Raw genomic sequence first — 14,420 nt, forward strand, 5'->3', positions numbered from 1 at the left:
TCATGGTCGCAGGTTGACTACCGTTACCGAGCCGGGCGGCAGCGGTATCGACAGGCTTTTGCCAACGGCGCGGATGTTGACCGCCACCGGCGCCACCGCGTTCGGCGTCGCGAAGGTGTTCACCGCATCGATGCGGGCCGAGGACAGCGTCTGCCCGACCGCGCTGGCCGTGCCGCCTGGCAGCAGCGCGACGTTGACCTTGGCCGCCTGGTTCTGGTCGAGGTTGGTGAGCGCCAGCCACAGTTGACCATTCTTGTCGCGCGCGGCGATGGCGTCCACCCGTGGCATGCTGAGTTCCTGGAAGCGGTACGTGCCGGCGTCAAAGCGCACCGGTATCAGCGTCGCGTCATGGAAGGGCACATACATTTTGTAGACGTGATAGGTTGGCGTGAGCAGCATCTTTTCCTTGTCGGTCAGGATCATCGCCTGCAGCACGTTGATCATCTGCGCGATATTGGTCATGCGCACGCGATCGGCGTGGCGGGCAAAGATGTTGAGGTTGAGCGCCGCCAGAATCGCATCCCGCTGCGAATTCTGCTGCATCAGGAAGCCGGGATTGGTACCCGGCGTCGGCGCCAGCCACGCGCCCCATTCATCGACCACCAGCGCGACTTTTTTCTCTGGATCGTACTGGTCCATGATCGCCGCGTGCTTGCCGATCAGTCCCTCCATGCCCAGCGTCTCGTGGATGAATTTGGCGTATTCCGCCTCGCCGAAGCCGGTGGCCTTGACCACCGGTGGCCAGCCGTTCAGCGTGTACGAGTGCAGCGACAGACCGCCGATATCCCAGCTCCAGACCTTGTTCTTCCACGCCTTCATGATGGTTTCGGTGTAGGCGGTGTCACCGCCGTCGGGGCCGACGGCGATCTGCTGCATCTTCTGCGCGCCGTTGTAGTTGCGGCTGAAGCGCGAGAATATCTTCAGCTGACTCAGGTAGTGTTCGGCGCTCATGGCGCCGCCGCAGCCCCAGCTCTCGTTGCCGATGCCCCAGAAGGCGACCTTGTACGGCGCCGGATGGCCGTTGGCCGCGCGCTCTTGTGCCAGCGCGGAGTCCTCGGCCGTCAGATATTCAAGCCATTCGGCCGACTCCTGCGGCGTGCCGGAGCCGACGTTGGCGGAAATATAGGCTTCGGCGCCGATTTGTTCCACCAGGTCCATAAACTCATGGGTGCCGAAGGTATTGGGTTCCTTGACATTGCCCCAGTTGCCGTTGACGCCGGCGCGGCGCTTGTCCGCCGGGCCGATGCCGTTGCGCCAGTGGTATTCGTCGGCAAAGCAGCCGCCGGGCCAGCGCACCACCGGTACCTGGATGGCTTTTAGCGCCGCCACCACGTCGTTGCGGATGCCGCGCGTATTCGGGATCGGCGAATCGTGACCGACCCAGATGCCTTCGTAAATGCCGGAGCCCAGATGTTCGGCAAACTGGCCAAAGATGTGGCGGTCGATTGTCGCGCCGGGCTTGGCGGTATCGACCGTCAAAGCGATCGAATTTTCGGCGGCGTAGGCCAGCGCGGAGCCGAGCAGGACAGTGACGAGGGCCAGGGCTGTGCCGGCCTTGCTGGATAAGTAGTTGAGCATGAGGTGACTTAGCGTGGTTGATAGGAATAGGGACCGATCAGGGTGCCGACGAAACCGCCGGCCGCGTGCGTGCTGAGGAAGCGCACGTCATAGTCGGAGCGCAGACGCAGCGCCGCGCCGTTGCCGGCCTGGTAATCGAAGGACATGGCGCCGCCATTGGCGCGGATGGTCAGCGTGACCGCGCCCGCGCCGACCGGCGCCGAGGCGACGACTTTTTCCGTCCCCGTGTTTTCGCGCGTGATCAGCGCCACCACAGCTTTGCCATCGATGCTGGCCAGGCCGAAGAACAGATAGGCCTTGTCGTTCTGCACGGCGACCAGACCGGCGCGATCCTGGGCTTGCTGTGGCGTGAAAGTCAGCGTGGTGGACACCGTCGCCACATGGTGCTGCTGGCGACGGCCGACGAAAGCCGGCACACCGCCCTGATCGCCCAGCGCCGCGCCGGAATGCAGCTCCAGCGTGCCTTGCTTGAGCGTGTAGATAGTCTGGTTGGGCGTGCGCAGGCCGAGCCACTCCATGGACAGCTTGGCGCCATCGAATTCATCGACGTACGACAGATCGCCGTTGACCGGGCGAGGCGAGCGCGGCTGCGCCGGCAAGGCCGGTTTGTTGGCCGCGAACGGGATGGCCTGGCCTGACGGCAGTATCAGCGGCCAGCCATCCTGCCAGCTCACCGGCAGCAAAAATGTTTCGCGGCCGATGTTGTAGTAGCCCTGCTGATAAGGGCGGGTGGCCAGGAACGTGGCCCACCAATCGCCGTTCTGGGTCTGCACCAGCTTGGCGTGACCGGCCGACGTCACCGGGTTTTTACGCGTGGGGTCCAGCGTGCGTTGCGACAGGATGGGATTGTGCGGACCGGCGACAAACGGTCCGAACACGCTTTGCGAGCGGAACACCACTTGCGAATGGCCATCGCCGGTGCCGCCCTCGGCCGCCGACAGGTAGTAATAGCCGTCTTTCTTGAACAGGTGCGGCCCTTCAATCCAGATCGGTTTGCTTGAAATATCGACGCCGCCGTTGATCAGCTGGGTGCGCGGGCCGACCAGCTTCATGGCCCGGTAGTCGAACTCCTGCACCCAGATGGCGCGATGGCCGTCGTAGCGCGGCGTTTCGTTCGGCGCGCCGTTATTGACGATGTAGGCCTTGCCATCGTCATTCCAGAAGATCGACGGATCGATGCCTTCAAAATCGAACCACACCGGATCGGACCACGGCCCGGCCGGATTGCTGGCGGTGATCACAAAGTTGCCCTTGCAGCCGACGCAGGTATTGACGATGTAGAAGGTGCCGTCGTGATACGAAATGTCGGGCGCGAACACGCCGGCCGAGATCTCCAGGCCATCGAAGTTGAGCTGGCCGGGACGGTCGATGGCGTTACCGATTTGCGTCCAGTTCACCAGGTCTTTGGAGTGGAACACCGGAAGGCCGGGGAAATGCGAGAACGTCGAATTGACCAGATAGTAGTCATCGCCCACGCGCGTGACGGACGGGTCCGGATAGTAGCCGGACAAGACCGGATTCTGATACTGCCCGGCGGCGGGCCTGACCTGCTCCTGCGATGTGCCGGCGTAGCTGAAGCGCTCGAAGCGCGCCGGCACCGGGCTGGCGGCAACCGTCGCCGTCACGCCGGCCTCGGTCTGCGTCACCGGACGCATGCTGCCATCGGCGTTGTATTGGAGGTGCTCCACCGTGACCGCGCGGCGGCCGATGGCGCCGTTCAAATCGCCGATCGCCAGCGTGGCGTTATGCAGGAATAAATACCACTGATTTTTAAATTCGGCGATGCCCGGATGGATGGTGAAGCTGTACTTGCCCGCGCCGGTCAGTTCGCCGCGATAGGTCCACGGCCCGGTGATGCTGGGCGCGGTGGAATAGGAGATGTGTTCGTCGCGCTGCGTGCTGCGGTCCAGCGAGGCGTAGGTCAGGTAGTACAGATCGCCGCGCTTGTGCAACCACGGGCCTTCTTCAAAATGCGGTGGTGTGATTTCACGGATCGGACCATCGAGTTCGATCATGTTCGGCGCCAGTTTGGCCAGGTAGCATTGGCGATTGCCCCAGGCGATCCAGCTGACGCCGTCGTCGTCGGTGAACACGGTGGGGTCGATGTCTTCCCAGCTGTGGGTGCCTTTGGGCGTCATCTGATTGGTGATCAGCGCCGAACCGCGCGCATCGACAAACGGTCCGGTGGGCCGGTCGGCGACCGCCACCGCGATGGCTTTGCCCGGATGCGTATCGTCATGCTCGACCGCCGCATAAAAGTAGAACTTGCCGTTTTTCTGAATCGCCTGCGAGGCCCAGGCATCCTGCTTGGCCCATTTGAAATCCTTGACGTTCATGATGGGCGCATGCGGCGTCCAGGTCTGCATGTCGGTCGTGGAGTAGACCAGCCACTCGCGCATATTGAACATCTCATCGCGCTGCGCCTCGTCATGGCCGACGTACAGATACAGCGTGTCGCCGACCACCAGCGGCGCCGGATCGGCCGTGAACTTGTCGCGAATGATGGGATTGCTGGCGGCGATGGCCGGCATCAGCCAGCCGGCCAGGCACAATGGCAGCAGCATCCTGCATATCTGACGATGGAGCTTGTTTCGATGCATACGTATTTTCCTGGTTGCGGCCGCCGTCACGTGGACGGCGACCTGAATAAAAAACTCGGCCCGGTACTGCGGCCGAGAAACCAGCGACGGGCTGGAGAGAGAGACTGGTAAATCAGAACGTATATTGCGCCTGGATGGTGTAGCGCGGACCGGAGGAGAACCAGGCGCGGCCCATTTCACCGATATGCTGTTGCATCACTTGCCGCGAAATGGCGTTGGTGATGTTCTGCGCCTCCAGGCCGATCCTGAACTTGGGCGTGACGCTGTAGAAGATCGAACCATCCAGCTGGCCGTACGCCAGCTGCCACAGCGGCAGGCCCCAGGCCTGATTGGTCACGCCGTAGGTGGCGCTGTCGGGATTGGTGTCGGTGCCGTCGGTGCCGCGCGTGCCCCAGTTGTTCACGCCGGCCAGATACTTCGAGCGCCAGTTATAGGCGAGCCGGGCCGAGACCGGACCACGGTCGTACATCACGGCGAAGTTGATGGTACGGCGCGACAGGCCGGTCAACGGCAGGTTGCCGAAGCTGCGGCCATCGGTGTCGCAGCCATTGATCGCCAGGTTGAAGTTGGTGGCGCCGTCGCCGCCGCTGCAATAGGCGCTGTAGACCATGTCTTTCAGCTTGCGCTGGCTGTCGACGAAGGTCAGGCTGGCCTGCACGCCTATGCCCTTCAGCAGATCGGGCAGATTGTCGAAATACTGCTGATAGGCGACCTCGAAGCCGCGCGCATAGCCGTTGGCGCCGTTGACCGGGCCGGTGACCTGGAAGTTGACCATCTTGCCGTTGACGTCGGGAACCTGATAGATGAACATTTCGTCGACCACGATGTCCTTCAGTTTTTTGTAGAACAGCGCCGCCGTCAGCGAGCCGGATTTGGCGAAATACCACTCGGCGGACAGGTCCAGCGAACGGGCGGTGGTCGGCCGCAGATTGGGGTTGCCGGCCGAGCCGCCGGTATGCTCGACGTTGCTGACGGTGACGGTATTGGTGTCTTCATCGGTCACGGTGCGGAAGCCCTGGCCCAGCGTGGTGTACGCCTGCAACTGGGAGAAATCGGGACGCGACATCGACGAGCCGAACGCGGCGCGGAACTGTAGTTCCTCGCTGACCTTCAGGCGCAGATTCAAGGTCGGCAGGAAATTGTGGTAGGAGTTTTTGAAGTCCTGCGCGGTGGCGAAGTTGGGGATGTCGGGAATCAGATCCGCACCCACCACGTTGCGATCGGCCGGGAAGGTGGGGATGGTGCGCGAGAAAATGGTGTAGCCGTGCGCGGTCGAATTGGTCTTCACATAGCGCAGACCGATGTTGCCATCGATCGGGTATTTCAGCTTGTCCCAGCCAAAGCGCAGCTGGGCATATAGCGCCTTGGTTTTTTCCGACTGGCGGTTGTCGCCGGCCGGATCGGTGCCGTAGGCCGCCGGTTGCCACGCCGCAGGGCAATCGCCCCAGCCGACCGCCGCGCGCATCTCCGCGCACAACTGGTCGTGGTAGCTGTGCAGCGTGGCGTAGGCGCCGGGATAGTCGGTCACCAGGCTGGCGTTCGGGTAAATCGCCGCCGGCACCGAGACGCTGCCGCCGAAGAAATTGGGGATGCCGGACAGCGTGGTTTGCTGGCCGAGCGCAAAGTTGGGATCGCCCAGCGACGCCAGCCGCTGCACCCGCCAGCCCAGCATCCACGCCGGCGTGACCGCTTGCCAGTTGTAGCTCGGCACGCTGTTTTGATTCAGCGAATCGCGCTCGGTCAGGCGTACGCCAAAGCGCACATCGCGCAGCACGTCGCTGTCGAAATCATGCTTGAAATCGAGCCGGGCGGCCTTGCTGTCCGCGTGCGAATTGTCGCGGTGCTCCATGGTGTGATCCCAGTAGTAGTTGTTGGCATCGGCCAGGTAGGCGGTATCGGCGGCGTCGAAGATGATGCTGGGATATTTGCCGGTCAAATCCAGCCGCTGCTTGGGCAGATTGATGGCCGCCGCCACCTCCGAGTCGAAGCCTTCGGTCTTGGCGCGCACGCGCTGCAGATCGCCACGCACGGTCCAGTCCGGGGCCAGACGCCATTCGGCGTTCAGGGCGACATCGGTGGTCGACGAGTTGCGCTCGGAGGCGCGGCGCGCGGCGACGAAGGGTGTGCCGCGGCCGTCGGGCATGGTCAGGGTGCCGCTCAACAGCGCGCCGCTGTCGGACCAGGTGGCGTCGCTCACCTCCATGTCATACGGCGAGTTGCCGACGCCGGTGAAACGTTCCGACCAGGTTTCCTTGTAGCGCGATTTGAAGAACGTCAGCGCGGTGGTCAGTTCGCGCACCGGGCGCCATTGCAGGGCGCCATACGCGCCTTTGCGGTCGCGCTCCCAGTTCATCGAACGCCACTGGGCGCCGCGCGGCACCCACACGGTTTTGCCTTCGACCAGATCGGTGCGCGGGAAGTAGGCGTCGACAAACATCTCATCGGTGCGCGTGTGGCTTTGCGATGCCGCCAGATCGATCAGGGCGCCAATCTCGCCCAGCGGCGTTTTCCAGCGGTCCGACAGCAACAGCGAACTGGAGGGCGTGGCCTTGCCCTCGCGCTGCGTGGAGTACGAGCTTTGATAGGTGGCCGAACCCTTGAAGCCCTTGTAGTCGAACGGCATCGCGGTGCGCAGATTGACCAGGCCGCTGATGCCGCCCTCGATCTGTTCCGCCGAGGGATTTTTGTAGACGTCGACACCAGCCATCAGCTCGGGCGGCACATCGGCAAAGCTGAGCGAGCGGCCGCCGTTGGCGGAGAAGGACTCGCGGCCATTCAGCTCCGAACGCACATAGCTCAAGCCGCGAATCGCGATGCCCGAGCCTTCCACCGCGTAGTGCTGCGGATCGCCTTGCATGCTGCGGTCCATGGTCACGCCCACCACGCGGCTCAGCACTTCGGTGATGGAGCGGTCGGGAAGCTTTCCAATGTCCTCCGCAACAACCGAGTCGACGATCTCGTCGGCGTTCTGCTTGAGTTTTTGCGCGGATTGCAGGGCGGAGCGCTGGCCGGACACGACCACCACTTTTTCTTCCGGTACGGGTTCTTCCTGGGCCCACGCCTGAGTGACGAGCGTGGCTATCCCGGCGGCGATCGCCGTCTTTTTGAGGTTTTGCATGTTGTCTCCGTTATCGTCTTATGGGCATGGGCGTTAGCGCCTCTTAGCCATGTTGAACATCAAATGTGCCGATGTTTGCGCAAACATAAAACGGAACGGGAACCTCGCTCCAATAACTTTTTTAGCGGGACTGATATCTTAAATAATATCTCGACAAATAGAAACGGCGTCTTCTTCGTGTTAAAAACGCCATATTTTCCATAGTATGAAAACGCTTGCAAGAATTCGCGGCTCAAGAGCAAGTTGAAACGCTCGCGAGGGACGAAAAAAGTCCTGCTGGTTGCAAAAAAACTACGCGGAGAAATTTATTGTGTAAAAATGTTATACCAAATGAGATTAAATATTATTTGGTATAACATTTTATCTTGGCGTCGAGCGCCGTCAGCCTTGGGCCAGTCGCCGTAGCGTCGCGGCGTCGTGCACCTCGACCACGCCGTAGCTGACGCGCAGCCAGCCGTCGGCTTCCCACTGCTTCAGCAGGCGGTTGACGCTTTGCCGCGACACGCCCAGATGGCAGGCCAGTTCGGTTTGCACGATGGGCACATGCAGCCATTCGGCGTCGGCCGGTACGTCGCCGGCCATGGTCAGCAGCCATTTTGCCAGCCGCGTGTCGAGCGGCAGGGTGGCAAGTTCCTCGGCCCATTGCATCAGCATGCGTACCCTGGAGCCGAGCACCCTGGCCAGTGCCATCAGCAGTTCCGGATGGCTTGCGGTCAGCTCCCGCACGGTCGCGAACGGCACCACCGCCACCACGCAATCGGCTTGCGTGGTGGCGTCGCACGGATTCGGTGTGTCGTCGAGGAATGCCAGTTCGCCGAACCACTGGCCGGCCGGCAGCCGCCCGAATGCGAACGCCCGCCCGCCAGGACTGGTGGTGGAAAAGCTGACCTCGCCCTCCAGCAGCCCGTACAAGCCGGCGGCGGCCTGGTTGCGGCGAAACAAAACCGTGCCTTTTTCGACTTTTTTGATGTGTGCATGGGCACGCAGCAGGGCGTCGATGTGGGGCGGCAGCGTCGCCAATTCCGTCACTCTTTCGCTTCCAAAATTCAACAGCGTGGTGTTGTTATTCATGGGTGAATTGCCAAGATGTGACATATGGAAAACAAATTCTACATGAAAATTATGCTAACTATTTCGCTATAGAAACGTTGTACAGTCTAATTTTCGTGGGGAAACCATGTACCGAGAATGGATCAGTCTGTGCTGTGCGACCGTCTTCGTGTTGCTGCTGGTGGCTTGCCTTGGCATAGGCGGCGGGGCATCGGCGGCTGCGGCGAGCCGGGTGGGGCGTGGCGGCGCCACTGGCGGTGCGGTCGCCACGGATTCGGATCAGGCGGTGCTGGTTGACGGCGGCGACCACCCGCTGGCCGCCGGCCTTGCCGATGCCGGCATGGATGCGCCGCCCATCCCTCAGGCGATGGCGGGGTAGCCGGCGATCACGCGTTTGAGCGTGTCGAACTGCAGATCCATGCGTTGCCGCTGCCGCTCATCATTCTGCATCACTACCTGAAACACGATGCCGTCAATCGCTGCGGTGATGAATTCCACCAGGCTGTCATCGTGAGCAATGTTCAGATCCGTCAGCATGTCGCGCACCAGTTCGCGGTAGGACTCCTGGTGCCGCTCGACCAGGATGGCCAGCGATGGCCGCAGGCGGGCCGCCGCAAACAACTCCACCTGGAATATTTGTAGCGCCGGTTCGGCCCGCGTGAAGCTGACCACCACATCAATAAAATCCGACAGCGAATGAATCGCGCGTGAATAGCGCGTGGATTGTTCCAGGCAGTATTCCAGCGCCTCGTCCAGCACTTGGTCGATGGCGCTGAAATGGTGTTGCAGGGCGCCGGCGGTCATGTTGGCCTCCGCCGCCAGCGAGCGATAAGTCAGTTTGACCAGACCCTCGCGCGCCACCAGCCGAATGGCTGCTTCTATCAGGGCTTGCCTGCCTTCGCCGTATTCCGGCTTTCCACTTTTACTCCGCACGTGCACCACCTCCGCATTAATTCCTCCGGATTGTAAGGCCTTTCCCCGCCCGCCGCAGCAGTTGTCGACTTGCCCCAAAGCGTGGCGCCGATCTGGTGCGTGGCGGTGTCGCGCTGGTGCGCCTGCGACGGCCGCCAGCACCGGCTGGCGGGAAAAATCAAAGAAATCAAGGTAGTAGGGTAGTTGCCTATTCATGGCACAGAGGTTGCTTTATAAAAAACGTCAAACAATACATTTGTATTTTTATGACGAGAGTAACTTTCTTAGCCAGGAGATCTGTAATGCCTACCACCAAGTACGTCCTGTTCTATAAGCCTGATCCAGCCGCGTTTCCAAAAGCTGGCGCGCTGTTCCCATCCCATGTCGCCCACTTCAGCGCCTTCCGCGAGCAAGGCCGGTTGATTTCCTTTGGCGCCTTCGCCGACCTGGTCGGCCATGGCTCGATGGGCATCTTCCCCTCCAAAGCCGATGCCGAGGAGTTCGTCAAAAACGATCCGTTCGTCAAGGAGGGCATCGTCGCCACCCACGAAATCCGCGAGTGGACCGACTCCGTCGGTTAAGCGGCGCCAGTGAAGCACCTCGTGGCGCCCGCGCCACGAGCATCAAAGAGCATGACTGAATAAACAGAGGAAAACATGAATTCGAACCTGACCCCGCAACACCCGCTGGACGCGCTCACCGCAAGCGAAATCGACAGCTTCCGCGAGATCGTCGCCCAAGCCGGCCTGGCCGGCGAAACCAGCCGCTTCGGTTATGTGATGTTGCGTGAGCCCGAGAAGGCGGCGGTCCTCAAATTCCAGGCCGGCGAGCGCTTCGCGCGTGAGGTGTCGGCCGTGGTGTACGACCCGCTCACCCGCAAGCTGCGCTATGTCAGCGCCGACGTGCGTACCGGGGAGATCATTGAGACGCGCGAGATCGACCAACTGAAGGAAGGCACGGCGCCATTCATGCTGGAGGAAGTGCTGGACTCCGGCCCGATCGCCATGGAGGACCCGGTCTTCCAGCAGGCGCTGATCGCCCACGGCGTGACCGATTTCGCGCGGGTGCGCCTGATCCCGCTGGCCGGCGGCCGCTTCAATTATCCGGACGAGGAGGGCATACGCGTGGCGCGCGTGGTGCCGTATCTGGCGCCCGACGACAACTTCGGCACCATGGCCGGTTTCTGGGGCCATCCGATCGAAGGTGTGCGGGCCGATATCGACCTGACCAACCGCAAGGTGCTGCGCGTGATCGACACCGGCGCCTACCCGATCCCCGAGGAATCGGGCGAGATCCACACGCCGGAATCGCTGCCGGCGCCGCGCACCGGGCTCAAACCCATCGTCATCACCCAGCCCGAGGGCGTCAGCTTCACGCTGGATGGCAATGAGATGAGCTGGCAGAACTGGAAGTTCCGCATCGGTTACAACGCCCGCGAAGGACTGACCATTCACCAGGTGTCGTTCGCGGACCAGGGCAAGCAGCGTCCCATCCTGTACCGCGCCTCGGTGGCGGAGATGGTGGTCAACTACAGCGACATGTCGCCCACCCGTGGCTGGATCAATTACTTCGACGCTGGCGAATACCAGTTCGGCCGCTTCGCCAATTCGCTCAAGCTGGGCTGCGATTGTCTGGGCGAGATTGTCTACAAGGACGTGGTATTCGCCGACGACATGGGCCACCCGGTGGTGGTCCCGAACGGCATCTGCATCCATGAGGAAGACTACGGCGTGCTGTGGAAGCACACCGATCCCTTCGACCATAGCCACAGCGAAGTGCGGCGCCAGCGCCGCCTGGTGGTGTCGTGCTTCCTGACGGCCGGTAACTACGACTACGGCTTCTACTGGCACTTCTACCTGGACGGCAAGATCGAGGTTGAAGTCAAGGCCAACGGCCTGGTGGTGACGGCCGGCACGCGGCCCGGCGATCCGCATCCGGCGCCGATGATCGCGCCCAATCTGGCCGCCACCACCCACCAGCATTTGTTCAACCTGCGGCTGGACATGAGCGTGGACGGCGTGCGCAACTCGGTCGATGAGATCGAAGCCGCGCCGGTCGCCATGGACCGCACCCAGCCGATCTGGGGCGGGGTGTTCGACCGCAAGATCACGCGCCTGAAAACCGAGGGCGAGGCCCAGCGCCTGAGCGCCGCCGAAAAGGGCAGGGTGTGGAAGATCTCCAGCAACGAGACCACCAACCGTCTGGGCCAGGCGCCCGGTTATGTGATTCACAGCGCCGCCAGTCCGCTGCTGCTGGCTGATCCGGACGCGCTGATCACGCAGCGCGCCAAGTTCGCCACCAAGAGCTTGTGGGTCACCAAGTACCGCCGCGACGAGAACTGGCCGGCCGGCTATCTGGTCAACCAGAGTCCCGGCGGCACTGGTCTGCCGCAGTACGCGGCGCGCAATGAATCGGTGGAGAACGAGGACATCGTGGTCTGGCACACCTTCGGCCTGACCCACTTCCCGCGCTCCGAAGACTGGCCGGTGATGCCGTGCGATTACGCCAAGGTGGCGCTGCTGCCGTATGGCTTCTTCGAGCGCAATCCGACGCTGGACGTGCCGGCCAACAAGCCGGCCCAGTGCGCCACGGGCGAGAAGAAAAGCTGCGGCCATAACGACATGTAACCGGTCAGGCGCGCCGCCGCCGGCGCGCCTGGCATCAACAGGAGTAAATGCAATGACTATCGTACCCAACCTCTCCGACGAAGCCGCGCTACGCCAGGCTTTCGCGCATTTCCCGGCCGGCCTGGCCGCGCTGGCCGCGCAGGTGGATGGCGCCGACCAGGTGCTGCTGGTGGCCAGCTTCAGTGTCGGCATCTCGCTGTCGCCGCCGCTGGTCTCGTTCGCGGTGCAGCGCAGTTCCTCGACCTGGCCGCTGCTGCGCCAGGCGCCGGTGATCGGCGTCTCCATCCTGGCCAGCGGCCAGGATCATCTGTGCCGTCAGCTGTCCAGCAAGGACAAGAGCGTGCGCTGGGCCGGGGTGGACATCGAGCGCGGCGACACCGGTTCGGTGCTGATTGGCCACGCCGCACTGACCTTCGAATGCGCCATCCACGCCGAGTATCCGGCGGGCGACCACGAGGTGGTACTGATGGAGGTGAAATCCTTCCGCGCCACCACCGAGCAGGAACCGCTGGTGTTCCACGGTTCGCGCTTCCGCTCATTGGAGGCGATGGCATGAGCAGCGTGGCCGCGCCCCTGATGCTGCTGGCCATGCTGTGCGCGGCCGGCTGCGCGCTGCTGGACAAGTGCCGCACACCGGCCAGCCTGGTGTGCGCGGCCACGATGGTGCTGGGCATGGCCGACGCCTTTTACACGCACTTGCTGCCGGTCGCCATGCTGGCCGCGTTGATGGCCACCAGCGGACTGTGGGCCAGTTTGGCCGGATGGCCGCGCGCCGCCGCCGCGTCCGCGCTGCTGCTCCGCGCCCACCGTGCCGCCAGCGCGGTGGTGATGGCTTGGCTGCTGCTGCGCCACACCGAAGCGATGGCGCTGTCATCCGCTCTGGAAGACCTTTGCACCACGCGTGGGTCCGGGACGGCCGCGCCATCGTTCGCCGCCGTCATTGCGCTGGCGCTGTTGGGCGCCGGACTGGCGCTGACGGCGACGCAGCTGCGCGGCCAGCCGGAGCACCGGCGCGCACTGGCGCATAGCGCGGCGGCGTTGGAGCCGATGTTGATGGGACTGTCGCTGGTTCTGATGGCCATTTGAGAAAAACAGGAGAGTTTATGCCGCACGCAATCGCAATCCCGCTCGCACCTTACCGTCACCGCTGGCTGGTGTTCGCCGCCATGCTGGCGGGGGAGGTCATGGACGTGCTCGACATGGGCATCCTGCACGTGGCCGGCCCGGCCCTGGAGCACGAATTGGGCGCCACGCCGGCCCAGCTGCAATGGGCGGTGGGCGGCTACGCGCTGGCCATGGGCGCCTGCCTGATCGTCGGCGGCCGGCTGGGCGATGTGTACGGACGTCGCCGCATGTTCCTGACCGCGTTGGCAGGCTTCGCCCTGACGTCGCTGCTGTGCGCGCTGGCGCCGACCATGCATCTGCTGATCGTCGCCCGCCTGCTGCAAGGCGTGGCCGGAGCGCTGCTGCTGCCACAGGGTTTCGCCTTGCTGCGCGCGGTATTCGGTCCGGACGAGTTGGGCAAGGCGCTGGCCATCTTCGGTCCCGTGATGGGACTGGCGGCCATCGCCGGACCGGTGGTGGGCGGCGGCATCATCGCCGCCGATTACTTCGGCCTGGGCTGGCGTTTCGCGCTCGGCGTCAACACACCGGTGGCGCTGGCCGCGCTGCTGGTGGCCTGGCGCTGCGTGCCGCGGGATCCGCCGCAGGCGCTGGCCGGCGAGGTGGATCTGAGCGGTGCCGCGCTCATCGCCATCTCCTGCGGCCTGCTGGTGGCGCCGCTGATACAGGGACAGGAAGCGGGCTGGCCGCTGTGGGCGTGGGCCAGCCTGGGCCTGGCCGGCGCCGGTTTCACCAGCTTTGTGCGACAGCAGCGGCGCCGCGTGCACAGCGGCCGCGTGCCGCTGGTGGAGCCGGGACTGTTCGCCAAGCCGGCGTTCAGCGCCGGCATCCTGGGCATGGGTTTGTTCTTCTCCGCCTTCATCGGCATGCAACTGGTGTTCACCCTGTTCCTCCAGCTGGGGCAGGGCTACGGCGCCGGTGAGGCCGGACTGGCCGCATTGCCACTGACTGGTGGATGCTTCATCGGCTCCGGTCTGGCGGGTGGCTTCCTGCTGGAGCGCATCGGCGCCCGCGTCCTGCAACTGGGCGCCGTGCTGCAGATCGCCGCCGTGGCCTGGCTGTGGCGGGCGCTGGACAGCACCGGCTTCTCGCTGACAGCGCTGGCGCCGGCCCTGGTGCTGCTGGGCGTGGGCGGCGGCATGGTGATCGCCTCGCTGATCACCATCATCATCAGCGCCGTCGACGAACGCGAGGCAGGTTCCGGTTCCGGCCTGCTGGCCGCCGTGCAAGCCATTTCCTCGGCGGCCGGCATCGCGCTGTTGAGCGGCCTGTTCTTCGGTCGTCTGGCCGCCGGCGACCCGGCCGGCGGCTACCGGCTGGCGCTGGCGGCGCAGGCGCTGCTGCTGATCCTGTTTTTGTTGGTGAGTTTCGCACTTCCGGTCCGCTCCAGGGCGACCGCCACGGCTTGATCTT

Annotated in this window: 11 protein-coding genes; 6 read left to right on the top strand and 5 right to left on the bottom strand. The window is 63.6% G+C overall.

Features of this window, described 5'->3' with window-relative positions; all coding sequences use genetic code 11:
- The 4 genes from GJ699_RS00705 to GJ699_RS00720 form a co-directional block, all read right to left on the bottom strand.
- Positions 1-1,578, bottom strand: coding sequence for an alpha-N-arabinofuranosidase (locus GJ699_RS00705; protein ID WP_154372131.1), 1,578 nt, complete (start codon positions 1,576-1,578; stop codon positions 1-3).
- Positions 1,579-1,586: 8 nt separating this feature from the next.
- Positions 1,587-4,142 (bottom strand): family 43 glycosylhydrolase, encoded by a 2,556-nt coding sequence (locus GJ699_RS00710; protein WP_195763422.1) that lies wholly within the window; start codon positions 4,140-4,142, stop codon positions 1,587-1,589.
- A 148-nt stretch (positions 4,143-4,290) separates the two neighbouring features.
- Positions 4,291-7,296 (bottom strand): TonB-dependent receptor, encoded by a 3,006-nt coding sequence (locus tag GJ699_RS00715; protein ID WP_154372135.1) that lies wholly within the window; start codon positions 7,294-7,296, stop codon positions 4,291-4,293.
- A gap of 381 nt (positions 7,297-7,677) precedes the next feature.
- Positions 7,678-8,367, bottom strand: coding sequence for a Crp/Fnr family transcriptional regulator (locus GJ699_RS00720; protein ID WP_195763423.1), 690 nt, complete (start codon positions 8,365-8,367; stop codon positions 7,678-7,680).
- A gap of 106 nt (positions 8,368-8,473) precedes the next feature.
- Between GJ699_RS00720 and GJ699_RS00725 the strand changes: the two genes are divergently transcribed.
- Positions 8,474-8,725 carry a hypothetical protein gene (locus GJ699_RS00725; protein WP_154372139.1) on the top strand — a complete coding sequence of 84 codons (252 nt, stop codon included), beginning with the start codon at positions 8,474-8,476 and terminating at the stop codon, positions 8,723-8,725.
- Here the strand turns inward: GJ699_RS00725 and GJ699_RS00730 are convergent.
- Complete coding sequence (locus GJ699_RS00730) at positions 8,707-9,279, bottom strand: TetR/AcrR family transcriptional regulator (RefSeq protein ID WP_371867404.1); 573 nt, start codon at positions 9,277-9,279, stop codon at positions 8,707-8,709. The two genes, GJ699_RS00725 and GJ699_RS00730, sit on opposite strands and share 19 nt — an antisense overlap.
- 281 nt (positions 9,280-9,560) lie before the next feature.
- Here GJ699_RS00730 and GJ699_RS00735 point away from each other — a divergent pair, with 281 nt between their 5' ends.
- From GJ699_RS00735 to GJ699_RS00755, 5 genes are all read left to right on the top strand, one after another.
- A complete protein-coding gene (locus GJ699_RS00735; RefSeq protein WP_195763424.1) occupies positions 9,561-9,839 on the top strand; it encodes a YciI family protein in 279 nt (92 codons plus the stop codon).
- Between the two features lie 75 nt (positions 9,840-9,914).
- Positions 9,915-11,885 (top strand): primary-amine oxidase, encoded by a 1,971-nt coding sequence (locus GJ699_RS00740; RefSeq protein ID WP_154372145.1) that lies wholly within the window; start codon positions 9,915-9,917, stop codon positions 11,883-11,885.
- A gap of 52 nt (positions 11,886-11,937) precedes the next feature.
- On the top strand, positions 11,938-12,441 hold the full coding sequence (locus GJ699_RS00745; RefSeq protein ID WP_154372147.1) for a flavin reductase family protein: 504 nt from the start codon (positions 11,938-11,940) through the stop codon (positions 12,439-12,441).
- A complete protein-coding gene (locus GJ699_RS00750) occupies positions 12,438-12,971 on the top strand; it encodes a hypothetical protein (RefSeq protein WP_154372149.1) in 534 nt (177 codons plus the stop codon). Before GJ699_RS00745 ends, GJ699_RS00750 begins: the two co-directional genes overlap by 4 nt.
- A gap of 17 nt (positions 12,972-12,988) precedes the next feature.
- Positions 12,989-14,416, top strand: coding sequence for an MFS transporter (locus GJ699_RS00755; protein WP_154372151.1), 1,428 nt, complete (start codon positions 12,989-12,991; stop codon positions 14,414-14,416).
- Positions 14,417-14,420 lie beyond the last annotated feature (4 nt).

This window comes from Duganella guangzhouensis (assembly GCF_009674535.1).
GTDB classification, from domain to species: Bacteria; Pseudomonadota; Gammaproteobacteria; order Burkholderiales; family Burkholderiaceae_D; genus Rugamonas; species Rugamonas guangzhouensis.